Source organism: Ruegeria sp. SAZD013, assembly GCF_059612525.1.
The window spans coordinates 1-20,313 of the sequence record NZ_JBXWQT010000013.1; the positions used below are offsets into that span (position 1 = coordinate 1).

17 protein-coding genes and 2 pseudogenes are annotated in these 20,313 nt (G+C 54.8%); 13 read left to right on the forward strand and 6 right to left on the reverse strand.

Annotation, left to right across the window (positions count from 1 at the left end; all coding sequences use genetic code 11):
* Positions 1-318: 318 nt before the first annotated feature.
* Positions 319-717 carry a cupin domain-containing protein gene (locus AC2FLU_RS02140; protein ID WP_496808383.1) on the reverse strand — a complete coding sequence of 133 codons (399 nt, stop codon included), beginning with the start codon at positions 715-717 and terminating at the stop codon, positions 319-321.
* 299 nt (positions 718-1,016) lie between these two features.
* Entirely contained in the window at positions 1,017-1,928 is a 912-nt protein-coding gene (locus tag AC2FLU_RS02145) for a LysR family transcriptional regulator (RefSeq protein ID WP_480518276.1), read from the reverse strand.
* Between the two features lie 121 nt (positions 1,929-2,049).
* On the opposite strand from AC2FLU_RS02145, the gene AC2FLU_RS02150 reads away from it, so the two are divergent.
* From AC2FLU_RS02150 to AC2FLU_RS02180, 7 genes are all read left to right on the forward strand, one after another.
* Positions 2,050-3,105, forward strand: coding sequence for a dipeptidase (locus tag AC2FLU_RS02150; protein WP_496808382.1), 1,056 nt, complete (start codon positions 2,050-2,052; stop codon positions 3,103-3,105).
* 34 nt (positions 3,106-3,139) lie between these two features.
* Positions 3,140-4,735: an ABC transporter substrate-binding protein gene (locus AC2FLU_RS02155; RefSeq protein ID WP_480773392.1), complete on the forward strand. Its 1,596-nt coding sequence runs from the start codon at positions 3,140-3,142 to the stop codon at positions 4,733-4,735.
* The gene (locus tag AC2FLU_RS02160) at positions 4,736-5,794 is read left to right on the forward strand and encodes an ABC transporter permease (protein ID WP_480486517.1); all 1,059 of its coding nucleotides are present in this window, start codon (positions 4,736-4,738) and stop codon (positions 5,792-5,794) included.
* Positions 5,791-6,702, forward strand: a complete 912-nt coding sequence (locus AC2FLU_RS02165; protein WP_480474889.1) for an ABC transporter permease — start codon at positions 5,791-5,793, stop codon at positions 6,700-6,702. The genes AC2FLU_RS02160 and AC2FLU_RS02165 overlap by 4 nt, the downstream gene beginning before the upstream one ends.
* Positions 6,699-7,547: an ABC transporter ATP-binding protein gene (locus tag AC2FLU_RS02170; protein WP_209506685.1), complete on the forward strand. Its 849-nt coding sequence runs from the start codon at positions 6,699-6,701 to the stop codon at positions 7,545-7,547. Before AC2FLU_RS02165 ends, AC2FLU_RS02170 begins: the two co-directional genes overlap by 4 nt.
* A gap of 1 nt (position 7,548) precedes the next feature.
* Positions 7,549-8,304, forward strand: a complete 756-nt coding sequence (locus AC2FLU_RS02175; protein ID WP_480474890.1) for an ABC transporter ATP-binding protein — start codon at positions 7,549-7,551, stop codon at positions 8,302-8,304.
* A gap of 209 nt (positions 8,305-8,513) precedes the next feature.
* Positions 8,514-9,254, forward strand: a complete 741-nt coding sequence (locus AC2FLU_RS02180; protein WP_496808381.1) for an outer membrane protein — start codon at positions 8,514-8,516, stop codon at positions 9,252-9,254.
* Between the two features lie 310 nt (positions 9,255-9,564).
* Here the strand turns inward: AC2FLU_RS02180 and AC2FLU_RS02185 are convergent, their stop codons facing one another.
* The 3 genes from AC2FLU_RS02185 to AC2FLU_RS02195 are packed head-to-tail and all read right to left on the reverse strand — an operon-like array spanning position 9,565 to position 12,846.
* A complete protein-coding gene (locus tag AC2FLU_RS02185; RefSeq protein WP_480554286.1) occupies positions 9,565-10,986 on the reverse strand; it encodes an AMP-binding protein in 1,422 nt (473 codons plus the stop codon).
* Positions 10,979-11,824 (reverse strand): hypothetical protein, encoded by an 846-nt coding sequence (locus AC2FLU_RS02190; RefSeq protein ID WP_480554285.1) that lies wholly within the window; start codon positions 11,822-11,824, stop codon positions 10,979-10,981. Before AC2FLU_RS02190 ends, AC2FLU_RS02185 begins: the two co-directional genes overlap by 8 nt.
* On the reverse strand, positions 11,821-12,846 hold the full coding sequence (locus AC2FLU_RS02195; RefSeq protein ID WP_496808380.1) for a hypothetical protein: 1,026 nt from the start codon (positions 12,844-12,846) through the stop codon (positions 11,821-11,823). The genes AC2FLU_RS02190 and AC2FLU_RS02195 overlap by 4 nt, the downstream gene beginning before the upstream one ends.
* A 370-nt stretch (positions 12,847-13,216) precedes the next feature.
* Between AC2FLU_RS02195 and AC2FLU_RS02200 the strand changes: the two are divergent.
* Positions 13,217-13,675 (forward strand): annotated as a pseudogene (locus tag AC2FLU_RS02200) (ATP-binding protein); the annotation flags it as partial.
* A 348-nt stretch (positions 13,676-14,023) separates the two neighbouring features.
* Here AC2FLU_RS02200 and AC2FLU_RS02205 read toward each other — a convergent pair.
* A complete protein-coding gene (locus tag AC2FLU_RS02205) occupies positions 14,024-15,454 on the reverse strand; it encodes a sulfatase-like hydrolase/transferase (RefSeq protein WP_496811823.1) in 1,431 nt (476 codons plus the stop codon).
* Between the two features lie 175 nt (positions 15,455-15,629).
* On the opposite strand from AC2FLU_RS02205, the pseudogene AC2FLU_RS02210 reads away from it, so the two are divergent.
* From AC2FLU_RS02210 to istB, 5 genes and pseudogenes are all read left to right on the forward strand, one after another.
* Positions 15,630-16,579: pseudogene (locus tag AC2FLU_RS02210) on the forward strand (IS3 family transposase); the annotation flags it as partial.
* A gap of 101 nt (positions 16,580-16,680) precedes the next feature.
* Positions 16,681-17,010 (forward strand): HU family DNA-binding protein, encoded by a 330-nt coding sequence (locus AC2FLU_RS02215; protein ID WP_496808378.1) that lies wholly within the window; start codon positions 16,681-16,683, stop codon positions 17,008-17,010.
* Entirely contained in the window at positions 16,991-17,419 is a 429-nt protein-coding gene (locus tag AC2FLU_RS02220) for a hypothetical protein (protein ID WP_496808377.1), read from the forward strand. Before AC2FLU_RS02215 ends, AC2FLU_RS02220 begins: the two co-directional genes overlap by 20 nt.
* 142 nt (positions 17,420-17,561) lie before the next feature.
* Positions 17,562-19,091, forward strand: coding sequence for an IS21 family transposase (gene istA, locus AC2FLU_RS02225; protein ID WP_496811824.1), 1,530 nt, complete (start codon positions 17,562-17,564; stop codon positions 19,089-19,091).
* A complete protein-coding gene (gene istB, locus AC2FLU_RS02230; protein WP_496808375.1) occupies positions 19,081-19,872 on the forward strand; it encodes an IS21-like element helper ATPase IstB in 792 nt (263 codons plus the stop codon). The genes istA and istB overlap by 11 nt, the downstream gene beginning before the upstream one ends.
* Positions 19,873-20,313: the final 441 nt, after the last annotated feature.

Sequence of the window (20,313 nt, forward strand, 5' to 3'; positions counted from 1 at the left end):
TGATCCCAAGCCAAAAAGGACACAAAAGTCAAAACCGATTGGAGGCTCCGAGATCAACCAAGTTTCCACACACCCTCTCCGCAACGCGGAAGTCTAGTCGTAGAAACTATGAAGTCCGCTTGGCGCTTCAAATCTGACATCTCAATTGTGTTCGGCAACGGTGGTTATGCCCTCCCGTAACCATTCTTCTAGGCCGAATATCAAACACTTAGCCTCGCAACCCGCGGGGCGTTTTGCATTGGAGCTTTGGCGCTGGAAGCACCGTGGAAGCAATAGGGGTTAGAAAACTGCGCAGCTGGCCCCCAACAGTATTTTGCGTCACCTCAGTACAAGGTCCTCAAGTTCAGGCATTAGAACAACGCTTTCCTGTTCGTTCGGGTCCGTGCGCGCGATAACTGCAACTGCGGGTTCATTCCCATCGTTGAACGGAAGGTGCGGAGTGTTTGCCGGTATATAGATCAGGTCTCCTGCTTGCGTTTCCATAACGTGTTCCAGCCTGTCGCCCCAATACATCTTCGCAGACCCGGAAATCACATAAATCGCGGTTTCATGTGTCTCATGTTTATGCGCCCTGGCGCGCCCTCCGGGCGGGACCGTAAGCAGATGCATGCAGATAGCTTGGCTTCCTACCGTCTGTCTGGCGATGCCTTCGAAGTAATCGAACCCCTGTTTCCCGGTATAGGTTTCGCCGGGGCGCAGTTTCACACAATCCGCCATTTAGGTATTCCTTCCTAAGACTTGAGCGAGATAATGATACGCCAGCTTCGCTACGAAACGTAGGGAAATCACAGGCGGGTTGCGGGTAGAGGAACTTAAGAGCCAAATAAACGAACCGCATGCCGGGGGATACGGCCTGAGATAAATAAGGACAAAGAAAGCCATATTCGCGGACGTTACTCATACCAAACTGTGCACGTAGCCATGAGAGGTCTGCACCTCGAACAACCCCCTCCAAAATCATCCCTGTTGGGCGGCCACATGGAGTGTTGCCAGTGAAGAACCTTGGAAAGATTTCATTATCTCGGGTCAGAAAAAGGGTCCGGAGGGGTGTTCAATCGCAGATGCCGCATGAATGCCCGTGCGATCCTTGGAACCGGTTTTTGATCCGAGACCACAAAATGGCCCCGGTACCGCATTGGAGATTCAAATCGGACAAATGCCAGATCGGGAGATCGGTAATGGTAGACGGGAAAGGGATTGATAACAGACAGCCCCAATCCTTCGCGCGCCATGTCGGCAGCGGCAAATGAGGTTGAAACTTCGGCAACGATCCTCGGTTTAGCGCGCACCTGTTGAAGCAACCGGTCCAGCTGCCCGCGCCGCCCGTGTCGATATGTCAGTGCGATCAACTCTTGCTCATGCAAGTCTGAAGGCGTCAGAACGGTGCGTTCAGACAGAGGATGTTCAGGGCGCATGACGCAAACGGCTGGTGACTCGCGAAATGGAATAAGTTTGATGCCAGCGCGGCTTTGTTCAATCCCGGTCACGGCAAGATCAAATCGATTCTCAAGCACGCCTAGCGTGACCATATCTGATGTTGTCACCTCAAGGTTTACGAAAAAACCGGGATTCCCGCGAATGAAACTGGCGATGAGGGAAACGATGTATCGATGAGCGTAGCTGGGTGGTGCAACGAGACGCAGTGTTTCTTGCACTGTTTCGCCCGGGCCATCGATCCTGTCCAAAGCCTCGAACAAAGGATCCAATCGCATATTCAGCCTTACGGCTTCTTGCGTCGGTCGCAATCTGCCTGCATCCCGTTCGAACAGTGTTCTACCCAACCGATCCTCCAGGCTGCTGACCGAGCGACTGACCGCAGACTGAGACAAGCCGAGCTGTCGTGCGGCGGCTGCTGTTGTTCCAGACTGCATGAGCGCACGGAGCGCCTGGTATTCCGGCAAAGAATGCCAGTTGCGAGGTTTCTTCATTGCTGGGCACCCGCATGATTCCGACTAGCTCTATGAGTAAAACTCATCAAGATTTTTTACAATTATGATGATTACGTCTGTTAGCGTGTGTCGAAATGACACTAACCTGGGTAAAGTGAGTTTGAGCACCTCCCCTCTTATCATTGATGGGCACAATGATGTTCTGTCAAAACTGGCCTCGTCAGGTGGTCTGCCCGAAGCGGGCCGTTTCCTGACCGGGCTCGAAGGTGCGATTGACTCTGTTAAATCCAAGGCCGGTGGATTTGGCGGAGGCTTCTTTGCCGTTTGGGTGCCTTCGCCTATCGATGCCGATGCAAAAATGGAAGAAATGGTCCAGCCCACCTATGACCTGCCGCTTCCCAATCATATTGACGCTGAAGATGCTCTGCCCTCAGCGCTGGGGCAGATTGCGATCCTGCTGGAACTGGAACGTTTGGGGGCGTTGAAAGTGGTTCGATCGGTTTCGGATATCCGGAACAGCTTGGCACAAGGCCAGATGGCGGCCATTTTTCACATTGAGGGCGCCGAGGCGATTGATACCGATCTGCATTCGCTTGACGTGTTTCATGCAGCGGGGTTGCGATCGCTTGGGCCAGTGTGGAGCCGACCCAACATTTTCGGCCATGGTGTGCCGTTTAGATATCCATCGGGGCCGGATACTGGCCCTGGATTGACAGATCATGGACTGCGGCTTGTGCAGCGTTGCAACGCGCTGGGTATCATGTTGGATTTGTCCCACCTCAATGAAAAAGGTTTCTGGGATGTAGCGCGGTATTCGGATGCGCCTTTGGTCGCAACGCATTCGAATGCCCACGCCATCTGTCCGCACGCGCGAAATCTGACCGATGATCAGCTTCGCACCATCGCGGAAAGCGACGGGATGGTCGGGTTGAACTTTGCCACTGCGTTTCTGCGTGAGGATGGTCGGATGCTGTCCGATGTGCCGTTGATGCAGGTTCTGAAGCACCTTGACCACCTGATCGGGATAATGGGTGAAGACCGGGTCGGGCTTGGGTCCGATTATGACGGGGCGGTCGTGCCGGACGACGTGAAGGACGTCTCGATGCTGCCTCGATTGAGAGATGCCATGGTGACCCATGGATACGGCGAAGAGCTCATCAAGAAGCTCTGCCACGAAAACTGGTTGCGTGTTCTTGAGAAGACCTGGGGCTCGTAACCGTTAGTGAAGACTTGATGACAGAGAGGACAAAATGAACGCATTTAACAGATTGCTTACCGGTGCGGCGCTAGGATTGGCGCTGGCCGTGACCTCGACTTCGGCAATGGCCGAAACGCCGCCGAACATGTTGGTTATCGCGCATCGTATCGACGACATCACGACGTTGGACCCGGCCGAAAGCTTTGAGTTTGCGGGTTCGGATGTCAGCCGGAATGTCTATCAGAAGCTGGTGAACTTCGACCCGCTCAATCTGGATGCTGGCTATCAGCCCGACATCGCTGAAAGTTGGGATGTGTCTGAAGACGGCAAATCGATTACCTTCAATATCAGGGAAGGGTTGACCTTTCACTCCGGAAATCCGGTGACGGCCGAAGATGTTGAATTTTCACTGCGTCGGGCGATCATTCTAAACAAGACCCCGGCCTTTATCCTGACCCAGTTTGGGTTCACGCCGGAAAATGTCGAACAAACGATTGTCGCGGACGGCAACACTCTGACGATCACGACGGACAAACCCTATGCGACATCCTTCGTTCTGAACTGTCTGACCGCTACCATCGGCGGCATTGTCGATAAGAAGACGGTGATGGAACACGACAAGGATGGCGACTTGGGCAATGAATGGCTCAAGACCAATACTGCTGGATCTGGGGCTTATAGCCTGGTCAGCTGGAAACCCAATGAAAGCGTAACACTGAAGTCGAACCCCGATTTCTATTTGGGTGCTCCGGCCATGGAGCGTGTGGTTGTCCGCCACGTTCAGGAAAGCGCCAGCCAGCGCCTGTTGCTGGAACGTGGTGATATCGATGTCGCGCGCAACCTGAATCCAGAAGATGTTGCCGGTGCTTCATCCGTTGCCGGCGTAAAGATTGCAGACGAGCTTAAGGGCCGCCTGATGTATGTTTCGCTGAGCCAGAAACATCCCGAGCTGAGCAAGCCTCAGGTTCGGCAGGCGTTCAAATATCTGGTTGACTATGAAGGGATGCGCGACAGCTTCCTGAAAGGGCAATACACGATCCACCAGAATTTCCTGCCCCAAACCTATCTCGGTGCCTCTGACGAGACGCCGTTTAGCTTTGATGTGGAAAAAGCCAAGGCCCTGCTGGATGAAGCAGGTGTAAGCGGGCTTGAGATTGAAGTAGGTGTGCGTGAAGCGCAGGAACGGATCGAAATCGCCCAATCGCTACAGAATGCGCTGAGTCAGGTTGGCATCACGATGAACATCACCGTGGGGACCGCCAAACAAATTTTGGCGCGGTATCGTGCGCGGGAACTGGATGTTTACCTTGGCGCATGGGGGCCGGACTATCCCGACCCGCAGACGAACGCAGGTACCTTTGCCTATAACCCGGATAATTCGGACGAAGCCAATGCCACAGGATTGCTGGCATGGCGGAATTCTTGGGATACCGGCGGGCTGACCGAGAAAACGGATGCGGCTGTTGTCGAAAACGACACCGCGAAACGGGCTGACATGTACAAGGAAATCCAGGCCGAGTTCCGCGAGACTTCTCCGTTTGTCATCATGTTCCAGCAGATTGAGCAATCGGCCTTGCGTGAAAATGTGACGAATTTCTCAACCGGTCAGGCGATCACTTCGGCGTCGTATTGGCAGGTGACCAAGTAAATGGCACTGGCCGAAAGACCAACTGAGGGGCGCCGCTCGGCGCCTCTTATCCATTGGATCAAGAGTATCCTGAAAACTCTTGGCACCATCGCAATTACAATGCTGGGTCTGCTTTTCGTGACCTTCATCATCGGTCGCGTGATGCCGATCGACCCGGTGCTGGCAATCGTCGGTGAACGCGCATCGCAATCGACTTATGATGCGGTCTATCAACAGCTTGGTCTTGATAAGCCGCTGCTGGTTCAGTTTGGATATTACCTTTGGGATGTTTTGCACGGCGATTTTGGCGATTCACTTCTGAATGCGCGCCCGGTTTCTCAGGATATTGCCCGCGTCTTCCCTGCTACGCTGGAATTGGCGACATTGGGTGTTTTGATTGGCATATTTCTGGGTGTTCCGCTTGGTGTGATCGCCGCAGTCAAGCGCGGATCGTGGATCGATCAGATCGCCCGTGTGGTCGCGCTTGTCGGGTATTCAATGCCAATATTCTGGCTGGGGCTCATGGGGCTTTTGGTCTTTTATGGGATACTTGGCTGGGTCGGTGGCCCGGGCCGCCTGGATATCTTCTATGAAGACCTTGTTCCCACGCGAACAGGGTTGATCTTGCTTGACAGTGCCTTGGCCCAGGATTGGGATGTTTTCCGGAACGCGTTGTCCCATATCATCCTGCCCGCAGCTTTGCTGGGGTACTACTCGCTTGCTTACATTAGCCGGATGACCCGATCCTTCATGCTGGAACAGTTGTCAGCCGAGTATGTCATCACTGCCCGCGTCAAAGGGCTGTCTGAAAGGCAGGTTATCTGGCGCCACGCCTTCAAGAATATCCGAGTGCAGCTGATCACAGTGATCGCACTGAGCTATGCCAACTTGTTAGAAGGATCAGTTCTGACCGAGATCATCTTTAGCTGGCCGGGGATCGGCAGCTATATCACGACGGCTTTGCTGAGCGCCGATATGAATGCCGTTCTTGGAGGAACCGTTGTGGTCGGGCTGATCTTTATCTGCCTGAACATATTCTCGGATCTTCTTTACCGATTCTTTGATCCGAGGTCGAAATGAGCGACATGACCTTGCGCCAGTGGCTGCTGACCGACGAGCCGACTTCGCGCCGCCATGCCAGATTGGCCAGCTTCTACAAAGGCTGGCTGACTTTGCGATCAAACTCGATGGCAATGGTCGGGTTTGCGATCCTTGTCATCCTTGTTCTGACAGCGGTCTTTGCGCCTTTTCTCGCGCCGCATGATCCCTTTGTTCAGAGCCTGTCCAGCCGTCTTCTTCCCATCGGGGCTGAAGGGCACTTGCTGGGAACCGACAGCTTGGGGCGGGATATTCTGTCACGCCTGATCTATGGGGCCCGAATTACACTGTACATCGTGGCGCTTGTGGCGCTCATCGCACCGATTGCGGGGCTTCTGGTCGGGACGGTTGCGGGATATGTGGGGGGATGGACGGATGTAATCCTCATGCGCATCACGGATATTTTCCTCGCTTTTCCACGACTTGTTCTGGCGTTGGCGTTTGTCGCGGCGCTTGGGGCAGGGATTGAAAACGCGGTTCTGGCAATCTCGCTCACGGCATGGCCGCCCTATGCGCGTATGGCACGTGCAGAAACCCTGACCATCCGGTCAACCGACTATATCAACGCGATCCGCCTTCAGGGTGCCGGGCCGCTGCGCATAATCACCCGGCATATCTGGCCACTGTGCATCTCATCTTTGATCGTGCGGGTCACGCTGGATATGGCCGGGATCATCCTGGCCGCCGCCGGCCTTGGTTTTCTGGGGTTGGGGGCACAACCTCCAAGTCCGGAATGGGGTGCCATGATATCCGAGGGTCGACGTTTCATCCTTGATCACTGGTGGGTGGCAACGGTGCCGGGGCTAGCAATTTTCACGGTTTCGCTGGCCTTCAACCTATTGGGTGATGGCCTGCGGGACGCGCTTGATCCAAAGGACGGTGGCCAATGAACTTACTCGACATCGAAGATCTGTGGGTTCGTTTCCCAACCCGTCAGGGCGTGTTTGACGCCGTGCGTGGCGTGTCGTTTTCACTCGGGCGCGAGCGTCTGGGGATCGTCGGCGAAAGCGGCTCGGGCAAGTCGATGACGGGACGGGCCATTCTGCGCCTGATCCGAAATCCGGGTATCGTCGAGGCCAAACACATCAATCTGGAAGGCCGAGACCTGATGAAGCTCAGCGAGCGCGAGATGCGTGAGGTGCGAGGCAAGCAGATCTCGATGGTGATGCAGGACCCCAAGTTTTCTCTGAACCCGGTGGTCACGGTTGGCGAGCAACTTATGGAGGCATACCTCCAGCACAATTCCGGCTCTAAGGCCCACGCGAAAAAGATGGCTATCGAGATGTTGGATAACGTCTCAATCCGTGATCCTGAGCGGGTGATGCGAGCATACCCGCATGAGGTGTCTGGGGGTATGGGGCAGCGCATTATGATTGCGATGATGTTGATTCCCAATCCCAAGATTCTGATTGCCGACGAACCAACTTCGGCGCTTGATGTCAGTGTTCAGCGGCAGGTGCTGAACATCATGGATGGATTGGTCAAGGAACGGGGGATGGGCCTGATATTCATCAGCCACGACCTGAATCTGGTGTCTGAGTTCTGTGACCGTGTCCTCATCATGTATTCTGGTCGGATCGTCGAGGTCTGCGAGGCTGACAAGCTGCATCAGGCCCAACATCCCTATACCCAGGGCTTGCTAAACTCGCTGCCGCGCCTTGATGAAAAATGCACCCACCTGAGTGTTCTCACACGCGATCCGTCTTGGTCCGAAGCCCCGAGCGTGAGGGGCTGAAATGAAGGCACTGGAAATCAACCATCTGAATGTCTGGTTTGGTCACGCGCACGACCGGGTCGATGCAGTGAAAGACGCAAACCTTGAAGTCGCGCAGGGCGAGAGTTTTGGCCTTGTGGGCGAAAGCGGTTCCGGCAAGTCGACAATTCTGAGGGCAATTACCGGGCTTGCACCGCAATGGTCGGGCACAATCCGCGTAGAAGGTCAGGCTATATCCGGGTCCCGGCGGGATCGGTCATTCTTTCGGACCGTCCAGATGGTGTTTCAGGACCCCTACGCGTCTTTGCATCCACGGCACACTGTTGATCAGGTTCTCAGTGAAACAATTCATCTGCATGGGTTTGGAGATATCGATAAACGCGTGAGCGATTTGCTCAACGATGTCGGACTTGGGCGAAGATTCCGGTTTCGGTATCCACACCAGCTTTCCGGTGGTCAACGACAACGCGTGGCAATCGCAAGGGCCTTGGCAGGTGAGCCGGACATCTTGCTTTTGGACGAACCCACGTCAGCTTTGGACGTCAGCGTTCAGGCCGAGGTGCTCAACCTGCTGACTGACCTGCGCAAACAGCGCGGATTGACCTATCTGATGGTATCTCATGATCTTCCGGTTATCGCACATATGTGCGAGCAATTGGCAGTTATGAGAAATGGTGAAATAGTTGAGGTCATGTCCTCGGAAACTCTGCGTTTGGGGAACCCAAGCCACGAGTATTCCAAGCAATTGTTGACCGCATCTGTTGCCCCAAACCAGTAGCGACTTCGTTAGAAGCGGGATTTATCCTTCGTATGATCAGTTCGGGTGACGCACGACAGCGGCCTTTAGCATTTCCTGTGTGAACGCATCCTGTGATTAATAAGGACCGTGTTGGCGGTACAGCGATCGAGATATTGGAAAAGGCTACAAATTGTGCAACCGTGAAGTATGCAAGGAATGCAATATAAATTCTGGCAACGAGGTCACTGATGAAAAGCAAGGTGCAATACTTGGCGATAGCGTTTGCGTTACTGATCGCACCGCCTATTTCAGCCCAGCAATCTGACTGGTCTTTTGCGGGCACCGCTTATCTGTTCATGGCCGAAACGGATATTTCCCTTAGAACACCAAGTGGAACAATCGACGGCACGTTGAGTTTTTCAGACGCTCTCGAAAACTTGGATTTTGCGTTTATGGGCGGCATTTCCGCGTCTAACGGGCGCTGGTTGTTGCTTGCTGACTATAACTACACCGATTTGGCGTTCAGTAATTCAACTCCCGGCCCAGCGTTTTCGAGTTTGGACACCTCCGCCACCACGCAATTTCTCAGCGGCTATGTCGGATACCGTGTTTATGAGACACCCGCGATCAGCGTGGCCCTTGCCGGTGGGTTCAGGTGGTTCAGCACGGAAACCACATTCCGATTGCAACCGGGGGTCGTCGCCGGGCGAAGTGTGACGATCGACGACAACTGGACTGATCCGGTCGTCGCTGCCCGCGCACGAGTTCGGATTTCTGACAAATGGTCAGGGACCGGATTTGTGGATTACGGTGGATTTCGAAGCGGTAGCGAAACCTGGCAAGTTCTGCTGACCGCGGATTATGAAATCAATGACAGATGGCTGATCCGGGGCGGCTACCGCTATATCTCCTTTGATCATGAGATCAACGGCAATGATTTCAGGTTTGACCAGTCAGGCCCGTTGCTGGGGGCAACATACAGGTTCTGAAAACGACGTCGGGCGCATCCTTTGATACTAACCTGTTACGTGTTGCGGGTTGGACGATGACTTGGGGAAACGGATGGCGCTCGGATGGTGCCTGGCCATTGCGGATCGTGTTGACCAATTCTATGGGCCTGTCACGGAATTGTGCCGACCCTTTTACTTGGTATTTTGCCAAAATGGCGTGACATCATGGCATCAAAACCAACTCCGCAATTTCGCGCTGCAGCGGTGCGTGTAGCATTGCCGTTCGAATGTCAAAAAAGTGTTCGACAGAGGTGTTCCGTTGGCACCTGCGTGGAATAACCCCGTCAAATTAGTTGCCCAATAAGCGGGCGAGTTTTACCCGATCAACTTTGGATCTGTGGCGCTTGTCCATTGGCATCTTCCTCACGTGGGTCACTTTGGCAATGCCAAGATCCTTCGCCAGCCTGGCCCAGTTTGACAACTGATGCGCGTCACCTTCAATGCATAAAGTGGAACTTCCATTTAGGCTCATGAGCGCGCAGTGCGTCACGCTCGGCCATTGCCGGGCAGCTATTTCGATGGCGAATGGAAAAGTGCGGCCAGCTGAGGTTGCCACATCGCTCGCTACTCTACCCCACAACCACAAACGACCTAGATCATCCAAGCGCCCAGCGTCGCCGGTTCGATGCCAGATCGTAGTGTCGTCCTTGATCTTATTTTCCTTGGAGTGTGCGGGATCAAGATAGCCATCATTTACATGATCGCCCGCCACCTGTATTTCATCCTCTCGAATTCGGAGTTTGATTTGCGAAACCGGACACCCAACAAGTAGTCCCTTGCCCGCTGCCATTTCACGTTGGTCGGTTTCGGAGATGTCACGCGCATCAAGATGCGCAATCGGTTCAGCTTCGGTTGACCCGTAGACGCAGATCACTTCCAGGTCGAAATGGGCAAGAAGCCTTTCGACCAGGTCAGGGAACACCGGACCGCCGCCAGTGAAAACTGTGTGTAGGGAACCGATATCTGTACACTGTGTCAGTTTTTCGCATAATGACGGAGGGATCAGAAGCCGGGTAACGTGTTGCTTCGATATCCAATCCGCCAACTGTTCGGGAGAAAGCCGCTCCAGTTTGCTCATCTTCCAGTTCGGCAGAACAGTCATGCGCCCGGCCGCAAGGTTTATCAGGGTGAACACCGGGAACGCTACCAGATCCCGCTCTGCTTCATTACTGTCAAGAAGCGGTGCGATGGCATCATGTTGTGCCATCAGAAACGCATGACTGCGGGGGATGGCCTTTGGCTGACCTGTTGTCCCGGACGTAAAGGAAATGAGCGCCGTGTCACTGTCTTTTACAACAGCTTTCCTCAGGTCGCCCTTGGCATTGCCAGGTAGCAAAAGCCGCATCTTAATAAGTTCTGGCACAACAAACCCGAGCAGCGCAAAGAAACCCGATGCGCAAAAGGCCTTGGGTCGGGTCGCTCTCGCTGCATGACGCAGCCCAGCGAGTCCCATAGCTGGTTCAGGCAAAACCACCGTTGCCCCCAATGACCACAAGGCCGCAAGACTAGCGTATAAATCAGCATTGACCGGCATCGCCAACAAAACGCGATCGCCATGGCCAAGCCCCTTACGTCCCCACTTTCCGGCCAATTGCTGCGCGCGTAACTGCAACTCTCGAAAGGTGACCTCGCGACCGTTGCTCTCTACGATGGCCGTTCGGTCTGGAAATCGGTCGACGGCAACGGCAAAATGATCCAGCAGATTAATCATCCAGGCGCAACCCGAACAGGTTATACCGCCGGAATACCTTAGCCCCTTCGACAACGCTGCGGTCGGCGGATTTGTTATCATCATGTATCAGCGCGTGGATGGCTGTTTTAAAACCAAGATTTAGTGCCGATCTATGGAAATGACTGGCCAAATGACGACCTGCGCCGCGCTCAAGGCTTGCATACGTCTTTAAGACGGCCGCAGTTGGATTTGGGCCTTCTGCATAGTTAGGGATCCCAAACAGGAAACCTGCCAACGAGCCGTCCGGACGGCGAGCAAAGAAGATAAGCTCGCGCGTCAGAAGCGGAATGACGGGCATGTACATTGCAAGAAAATCACTCTCAGAAATAGGTTTATAGAAGGCGTTTTTGGAAAAAGCCTCAACTGACAGTTGGTACACTTGCCGGAACAATCCTTCAGGGTTGGTTCCGTCCCAGGGTTCGACATCAAACGCGTCGGTTGCAGAAAGAGGCGACCTGGACGTTTGTACCAAAGACACGCGCGCCGAGAAATACTTGCTGATGGTCGCAAATCCTGCCGCCCGAAACACATCGGGCTCATGTGGCTTGTTCGTCGGCTCCATTAAAAAAGGCGCTGAACCGTCGCTGTCGGATACGAACCGATAGCTATGCCATGTGTCACCAGACATCGGCCCAATGATCCGATCAATCCCAGCCCGCCGGACACGCGCAACCGCCGATTTCAAAGCCTCCAAACCGGCCTCTGGGGTCTGGCACGAAAAGTCGCCGATTGTTGCAGCGGGAACATCGTCCCAATCGGGGCCTTGCAAATAAACAGACAGTTTGGCGCCATCAGTATGAATGGTTTCTTTCGTCATGATACAACTCCTGAGACCATCCCACCGCCAACGGCCCCTGCTATGGACCAGAAATAATAGGCAAGCGGTGGAAACAGTGCCAACAGCGTGAGCCTGAAAACACGATTCTTTTGGAGCAAATGTGGAAGCAATAGGGGCACAATCGCCATTGTTGAGAGTGATACAAGTGCGAGTGCAGTCAGGGGTTCGGCCCAATTCGATTGGTCAGAATTCAGGGAAACCACCCAGGACCGGATGAAGAACAGGAGGGCGGCAGCAAACGGTATCGCAATTGGCGCGGGGCGCAACGCCACTGCAATGAGCCCCATGGCCAACCCCATCGCACTCAGCCCAAAAAAGGATATCGCATCCCATCCCGCTGCATTCCCCGCCGCAAGCCAACCGAAGCCCAACAGGCCCAGGGCGGCAACAACATCCAGATCGGGGTACTTACTGTCACACGGAGAGGCGGTGCGCGCCCAGCCGTGCGCGGCGAGAACCATGATCGGCAGCACTGTATTCTGGAGTTTCGCAGCTGCCAGTAACAGAAAGACCGCAACAACATAGACGCGGGTCGTATGTTTGGTCAGGCCCAGTTTGGTTCCCACGACACCGAAACTGGCAAGGGAGGCAAGAAGCAAAACGGCCAACAACGCCAGCTCTGCCAAAGAGCTATGGTAGTGACTTTTCAGAAAAATCAGCAAACCAAGCGGCAGGAACAGGTTGTCAAACCCTCGCCAGCTTTGCGCCTCGACCAATGTGCCAAAGGCTGCAACCATAAGGCACAGCATCATGATGTTCGAGGGAGGGAGTTTCGACAAGAACAGGAAACAGATGATCGCAACCAATAGCGTTATGACAAAAAACACCACTGACCCTTCCAAACTCTTGTCGCCATCTTCGACCACGTAACGTTTGGTCCCGTAAGTGGTCCCGGCCAGCGCAGCTGCGGCATCAGCCAGTGTCAAAACAGCGATTGGAAGCAGGTAGTACAGAGCGTTGTCCCCGGCCAGCAAAAAGCAAAACCCAACGGACAAAGCCAAAAGGAAATCTCCGTATGAGGTGCGCTCGACGCTGTGTAGGGCCGGGGCGGATCGTCCGTCTCGGCAGTACCCATTCCAAAATCACCTATATCACTTCAAATCTTTCCGGGCACGTCCTGCCGACTGGCAAAAACCAAATCATGCGTGCTGTAATCATCAAGCTGTCGCGTTTGTCCGGCGCGCCAGATGAGGGCTCATCACCACGCTGCGAAGTGCATGGAGAGCTACAACCGGGCCACTTCGGACGCTGGAGGCGAAACTTTTGACCTCGAAGACCCATATTTGATGCAAAAAATTTCAGACGCTCTGAGGCGTAGTTTGGGCATCACAATTCGCTGATTTCGGCACGCTAGCGATTAATAGCGTATAAACCGGAAAAACCCATGTCGCCACCGCTCTCGGCATCCAGGCCATCGAACATCACCGCCGCAAGGTTCGGTTCTTCTCGACCATCGAGCTGGTCAACGCCCTCGAACAGGAAAAGGCCAGGGGCAAGGCCGGGCAGATCGCAGAAAGCCTGACCAGGTTCGACCTCGTGATCCTCGACGAACTGGGCTACCTGCCGTTCAGTGCCTCCGGTGGCGCGCTGCTCTTCCATCTGCTCAGCAAGCTTTACGAGCGCACCAGCGTCGTCATCACCACCAACCTCAGCTTCAGCGAATGGGCAACGGTCTTCGGCGACGCCAAGATGACAACCGCCTTGCTCGACCGACTGACCCACCGCTGCCACATTCTGGAGACTGGAAACGACAGCTTCCGCTTCAAGGCAAGCTCAGCAGCAGCTGCCCGAAACAGCAAGGAAGAAAACCATGACTTGACCCCAGCATAACCCGAAATCCATAAACAGAGGTGGCTCACTTCTCGATGAAAAACCCGGCTCACTTCTGGGTGGAAATCAACAGCCTTGGCAACCGCCAGCTATTTGGGAGCGCGTTTGCCAAGGCGCCGGTCACCCAAACAGTGGACGACTTTTGCTCCGCCCAATGGCAGACTTTCTCACCGCCGTTGACACAAACACACCTTGCGCGGCCAAATTCTTTTGGCACTTAGCGCCGATAGCTGTCCAAGGATCCAACTTCGTTCGAGAAAACTCCACGGTTTCGAAAAAATCAGTTATGAAATGGTCTACGGAAGAACAGATCAATGTACCGGATCGGGCCAATCTAGGCAGAGTTGGCTATTTGGCAGGACCAGGAACGAAATCTACAGGAGCGCCAAGCGGTATGAGCTCTTCTCGCAATGTGCTCTGCTTGAAGTCGCCAACAATGCGCCCCGCATGAGCCGCAACCCAGCTGTGAATGTAGGGGAAGTTGAAAGGCTTGCGCTCGCCAGGATCAACTTCGAGGTTGATAATATGTGGAGTCGCCAGTCGCAAAGCTGGATCCGTGAACGTTCTTTGGAGAACGCTTACTACCTTGAAGTTGCGCCACTTAACCCCATACATCACCTCTCCCATCCAATAGGGGAAACCTTCACGGGCCGAGACGTCTGTCTTACCTTCGAAGAACTCCCGCTGGTCTAAGCCGTCTATTTCCCTATCTTGTGGAACTTCGGCGCCAGCCCAAAGTGCAATAGTCGTGAACATATCCGTTATATGGACGATCTCGTTAGAAATCCGACCCGCCGGAACTTTGCCAGGGTAGCGGATCATCGCAGGCGTGCGCAGTGACCCTTCCATGCCTGTAAAGTAAGAGCCGTCAAAGAAACCGGAATGCCCACGGTCCGGTTCCATTTCTTCGGAGCCATTGTCTCCCGAAAAAACCAGGATCGTGTTGTCTAGAATGTCGCGTTCTTCGAGCATCGCTTTCAGGCTTGCGAAATCGGCATCTAGCTGTGCAAGGCTGTCGGCCCAATCGCCATGTCCCGTGCGCCCTTTAAATTCAGGTCTGGGCCGCGTCGGCATATGCATCATCGTGTGGTTGAAATAGAGAAAGAAGGGCTTTTCTTCTTCGAGTGATCGATCAATGAAGCTTTCGGAACGCTTCAGGTATTCGACATCCAGTTCCAGCTTCAAAGGCACCGTGAGTTGCGCCCACTGCGTAGGTTGTTCACCCTTTTTGGATTCGTAAACATAAGAGACCGGATCTCGCTCAGGATCATACCAAGGGTCCTCCGCCCAGAACGCCTCATCGTAAGAATGTGCGGGGCCGATCCATTCCTCGAACCCTTGATCTGTTGGCCAGCGACCTTCGGAAGCCCCTATGTGCCATTTACCAACAATAGCAGTTGCATAGCCTTCATCGGCGAGAACTTCCGCCAATGTACGCTCCCATTCCACGAGACCGCTTGTGCTACCGGCGAGAGCCACAGTGTGGTTGCCGGAACGAATGGAATATCGCCCGGTCATAAGCGCGGATCGTGAAGGCGTGCATTGTGTTTCTGGAGCAAAATTCAGCAAACGAAGGCCTTCTTCCGCCAATGCATCCAACTCTGGTGTTTCAGCCCCTCGAAGAATTCCTCCTCCGTAACTGCCTAGCTCCCCAAACCCAAGATTGTCGACCAAAAAATATACAATATTTGGCTTCTCGGCTTCTTGAGCGAACACCGCTCCCGGTGTCACCAAAGCCAAGGATAGACTAAACAAAGTTGCGGATCTCAATCTTTTCATTTTATTACCTTAGAGCTTTGCCCGGAAGCTGCTTGGAAGTGCTTCCTTTGCCATAGAAATAGTTCACGTCTAACAGTGATATTTGAACAAGACTACTCCTTTTTGGCCTTAAAGCGGCTTGAACTGGCCCACGTTTCGACCGGACACTTGGGCATAACCATGGAGGCTTAGGCCTATGCCTGAGCACGTGCTTATGTCTGAGATAGAGATCATCACCGATGGCGGCCGTCGGCGCCGCTGGACTGCCGCGGAGAAGCTGCGAATTGTGGAGGAGACGCTGGACGAGCGTGCCAGCATCTCGGTCGTTGCGCGCCGCAATGGTGTGGCGCCGAACCTGTTGTATCGTTGGCGCCGGCTCATGCTCGAAGGAGGAAGTGTCGCTGTGTCCGAAGACGATGACGTCACCAGCAACAAGGTTGTCCGCCAGATGGAGGACCGCATCCGTGAGCTCGAACGCCAGCTTGGGCGCAAGACGCTGGAGGCCGAGATCCTGCGCGAGGCACTCGACAAGTCACGGTCAAAAAAACCGACCTTGCTCGCGCGGTCGCCGCTGAAGGACGATTTCCGGTGAAAGTGGTGGCCGAAACACTGGGCGTGGCCCGCTCGAACCTGATCGATCGGCTGAACGGGCGAACGAAGCCGCGGCGGCGCTATTATAAAGCGCAAGACGCGGCGTTGGTGCCGTTGATCACCACGCTTGTGGCGGCGCGCCCGACCTACGGCTACCGGCGGATCACGGCGATCCTGAACCGCCAGTTGCGCTCGGAGGGCATGGCGGCAGTCAATCACAAGCGGGTCTACCGGATCATGCAGGCCCACAACCTGCTTCTGGCTCGAAAATACACGGAGCGCCCCGAGCATGTTCACGACGGCAAGGTCATCGTCATGCGCTCGAACCTGCGCTGGTGTTCGGACGGGTTCGAGTTCACCTGCTGGAACGGCGACATCGTCCGTGGCGCGTTCATCATTGATGCCCACGACCGCGAGATCATCGCATGGCGCGCCGTAGTGAACGCCGGGATCGGCGGCTCGGACATCCGCGACATCATGCTCGAGGCCGTGGAACGCCGCTTTGGTGGTCACCGTGCCCCGTCAGTCATCGAGATGCTGTCCGATAACGGCTCGCTACAATGAACGGGTGCATGAAAAGCCACTTATTTTCATGCGGTGGCTCAAACAGAACCGGTGTTTAGGTGGATTGATTTAGGAAATTGCGGAGATAGGAATTGGCAAAGCCACTAACGAAAACGCAACTGATAGCTGCCCTTGCGGAGGAAATGAACACCGACAAGAAGTCGGCAGGCGCTGCGCTCGACGCGATAGTTGAAATCATCACCAAAGAAATCGCTGGTGGTGGTGCCGTTACACTCCCGGGCATAGGGAAAATCTACACCAGAGAGCGACCGGAAAGAATGGTGCGCAATCCTGCAACTGGCGAAGCTTTCAGCAAGGAAGCTGACAAGGTTGTCAAGATGACGATCTCTAAAGCGCTAAAGGACAGAGTTGCATCTGCAGACGATGGGTGGGGTGGACCGCGTGGTCCAAGAAAACGGTGATTTTATGGAACCAGCAGAAAGACGCAAAAATCAAAGAGAAAATCAGAATTTTTTCTCAGAGAAGATCAGCGAGCTATCCAGATACATTGGTTTTGCGCTCGCTGCTCTTGGCATTGCATTTGTTTCAGACCAAGCTGATCTGTTCTCGCGCCTTGAACCAAAGTGGCAAACTGCAACGCTGTTGGCGACTTTGTTGGGATGCATGGTGATTATGCTGGACTATGTGCAATACGCGTTTGGATGGTTTGCCGCATCAAATGCAGCAAACAATGAAGCCGGAAACTATGAGCACAGCAAAAGGGGGAAGGTTTTCAGATTTTTGCAGTCAACCGCCTTCTATCTTAAACAGTTGGGCGCACTCATCGGGTCTCTTCTGGTAACGGTGAGCGTGGCAACTTTGCTTGTGTAGTTGCACAAATAGTTTTTGAGTGAACTGCTTGTTGATTTCCGCTGAGAAGTGACCCGGTAGCCCCCCAAATTTTCACTGAGAATTGACCCATGTGAACACGTTGCCCTGACGGATTCGGTCGGGGAGATATGGAGTGATCGACATGGGGTTTTTGAGTGTTATCCGACGCTGGGCATTGCGTGACAAAATGCCAATCCGCGAGATTTCCAGGCGCACCGGCCTGTCTCGCAACACCATCAGGAAGTACCTGCGCGAAGGCGCGGTTGAGCCGAAGTTCAAGACGCCATCCCGGCCGAGCAAGCTGGACCCTTATGCGGATCGTTTGTCTGCCTGGCTACTGGCGCAGACGCGCAAGCCACGCAAAGAGCGGCGGACGGTAAAGCAAATGCACGCTGATCTGGTGAAGCTCGGTTTTGACGGGTCCTACGGTCGCGTGGCGGCCTTTGCCCGTGCGTGGCGCGCGGATCGACATCGAGCGGAACAGACGACCGGGCGCGGAACCTACGTGCCCCTGGTGTTCCAGCCTGGCGAGGCGTTCCAGTTCGACTGGAGCGAGGACTGGGCCAGTATCGGCGGCGAACGGGTCAAACTGCAGGTCGCTCATATCAAACTGTCACACAGCCGGGCGTTCCTGGTGCGGGCTTACCCGCTTCAAACCCATGAGATGCTGTTCGATGCCCATTGGCACGCGTTCCGCGTCTTCGGCGGCGTTCCCGGACGTGGGATCTACGACAATATGAAGACGGCCGTAGATCGTGTTGGCAAAGGCAAACAGCGCGACATCAATGCCCGCTTTAAATCTATGGCCAGCCACTATGTCTTTGAACCAGAGTTCTGCAACCCGGCCGCAGGCTGGGAGAAGGGACAGGTCGAGAAGAATGTGCAGGATGCGCGCAACCGCCTGTGGCAGGTTATGCCGGTCTTCAGCGACCTAGATGAGCTGAACCAGTGGCTGGAAGATCGCTGTATTGCTTTGTGGGCCGAGACAAAGCATCGGGACCTGCCTGGCACGATTGCCGATGTGTGGGAAGCGGAGAAGCCCACGCTTATGGCCCTGCCGCTTGCCTTTGATGGGTTTGTAGAGCACAGCAAACGGGTGTCACCGACATGCCTGATCACCTTCGAGCGCAATCGCTACAGTGTTCCCGCCAGCTTCGCCAATCGCCGGGTCAGTTTGCACGTCTATCCCGAACGGCTGGTTGTCGTGGCGGAAGGCCAAACCGTTTGCGCCCATGACCGCATCATCGAGCGGTCGCACCACAAGCCAGGCAGGGTCATCTATGATTGGCGCCACTATCTGGCTGTCATTCAACGCAAACCCGGGGCCCTGCGTAATGGTGCGCCGTTTACCGAGATGCCGGATGCTTTCCGCCGCCTGCAGGATCACATGCTGCGCAAACCAGGCGGCGACAGAGAGATGGTGGATATCCTGTCTCTGGTTTTGCACCACGATGAAGACGCCGTTCTGTGTGCTGTAGAACTGGCGCTGGAAGCCGGGGTGCCCACCAAGACGCATGTCCTGAACCTCCTGCACAGGCTGATCGACAAGAAGCAGACAGATCACCCGGAGTTCGACCCGCCTGAGTCTCTGGCCTTGGATACGGCACCGAAGGCCAATGTCGATCGCTATGATGATCTGAGACAGGCTAGGGAGAAGCGCCATGCGTCATGATCCAGCAGGCGCCTCCATCGTGATCATGCTCCGCAGCCTGAAGCTACATGGCATGGCGCAGGCCGTCGATGATCTGGTTGCCCAGGGCGCACCAGCGTTCGAAGCAGCCACGCCGATGTTGTCCCAACTCTTGAAGGCCGAGATCGCCGAACGTGAAGTCCGGTCAATCGCCTACCAAACCAAGGTGGCGCGCTTCCCGTCCTACAAGGACCTCACAGGCTTCGACTTCAAGTCCAGCGAGATCAATGAAGCCACCGTCCGTCAGCTGCACCGCGGCACCTTCATGGAGAACGCTGAGAACGTTGTCTTGATCGGCGGCCCCGGCACGGGCAAAAGCCACATCGCCACAGCCCTCGGTGTCCAGGCCATCGAGCATCACAGATGCAAGGTGCGCTTCTACTCAACCGTCGAACTCGTCAATGCCCTGGAGCAGGAAAAGGCGCTCGGAAAGGCCGGAAAATTGGCCGAGATGCTGACCAAGATAGACTTGGTCATCCTCGATGAGCTTGGCTATCTGCCGTTCAGTTCTTCCGGCGGCGCGCTGCTCTTCCATCTGTTGAGCAAGCTCTACGAACGCACCAGCGTGGTCATCACCACCAACCTCAGCTTCTCAGAATGGGCTCAGGTCTTCGGCGACGCCAAGATGACCACCGCGCTTCTCGACCGGCTCACACACCGCTGCCACATCTTGGAAACCGGCAACGACAGCTACCGCTACAAAGCCAGCTCAGAAGCCGCAAAGAAAAAGAGAAAGGAGGCACACGCATTGACCAAAACATGACCGCTGACACATAAACAAGGGTGGGTCAGTTCTCGGTGAAAATACCGGGTCACTTATCAGCGGAAATCAACACCCTGACCGCAAAGGACGGAAACCCCACTCGTCAGGCCTAGAAACGCGCCTATCCACCAACGCCATGCGATTTACACCCGACCGTCCGCTTGATTGGAGGGCTGGTATCTCGAAAATTCTACACCTTGTAAGAACATGAGTGCGTCATACTAGGGAAGAGGCACGCGCCAGCTTCGAATTGACCCAAAGTCAAGTCCAGCGCCCGTTGCCCCACGTGAAAACCGTATCGCGCCAAATGCCAAACGGAGACTCGCGCCATTCTGGGCGGCTATTTCGCCTGTGATTTCAAGTCTCTAGGGGGCAGATCGCCTCGCATGTCGCGGAAATGCCGCCACAATACGGAGGTCATAAAATCGTTTAAAATCAATA

Excerpts from the sequence above, each read along its gene's own strand:
- AC2FLU_RS02140 (WP_496808383.1), bottom strand. The coding sequence starts at position 717 with ATGGCGGATTGTGTGAAACTGCGCCCCGGCGAAACCTATACCGGGAAA.
- AC2FLU_RS02145 (WP_480518276.1), bottom strand. The coding sequence starts at position 1,928 with ATGAAGAAACCTCGCAACTGGCATTCTTTGCCGGAATACCAGGCGCTC.
- AC2FLU_RS02155 (WP_480773392.1), top strand. The coding sequence starts at position 3,140 with ATGAACGCATTTAACAGATTGCTTACCGGTGCGGCGCTAGGATTGGCG.
- AC2FLU_RS02160 (WP_480486517.1), top strand. The coding sequence starts at position 4,736 with ATGGCACTGGCCGAAAGACCAACTGAGGGGCGCCGCTCGGCGCCTCTT.
- AC2FLU_RS02165 (WP_480474889.1), top strand. The coding sequence starts at position 5,791 with ATGAGCGACATGACCTTGCGCCAGTGGCTGCTGACCGACGAGCCGACT.
- AC2FLU_RS02170 (WP_209506685.1), top strand. The coding sequence starts at position 6,699 with ATGAACTTACTCGACATCGAAGATCTGTGGGTTCGTTTCCCAACCCGT.
- AC2FLU_RS02175 (WP_480474890.1), top strand. The coding sequence starts at position 7,549 with ATGAAGGCACTGGAAATCAACCATCTGAATGTCTGGTTTGGTCACGCG.
- AC2FLU_RS02180 (WP_496808381.1), top strand. The coding sequence starts at position 8,514 with ATGAAAAGCAAGGTGCAATACTTGGCGATAGCGTTTGCGTTACTGATC.
- AC2FLU_RS02185 (WP_480554286.1), bottom strand. The coding sequence starts at position 10,986 with ATGATTAATCTGCTGGATCATTTTGCCGTTGCCGTCGACCGATTTCCA.
- AC2FLU_RS02190 (WP_480554285.1), bottom strand. The coding sequence starts at position 11,824 with ATGACGAAAGAAACCATTCATACTGATGGCGCCAAACTGTCTGTTTAT.
- AC2FLU_RS02205 (WP_496811823.1), bottom strand. The coding sequence starts at position 15,454 with ATGAAAAGATTGAGATCCGCAACTTTGTTTAGTCTATCCTTGGCTTTG.
- istA (WP_496811824.1), top strand. The coding sequence starts at position 17,562 with ATGGGGTTTTTGAGTGTTATCCGACGCTGGGCATTGCGTGACAAAATG.
- istB (WP_496808375.1), top strand. The coding sequence starts at position 19,081 with ATGCGTCATGATCCAGCAGGCGCCTCCATCGTGATCATGCTCCGCAGC.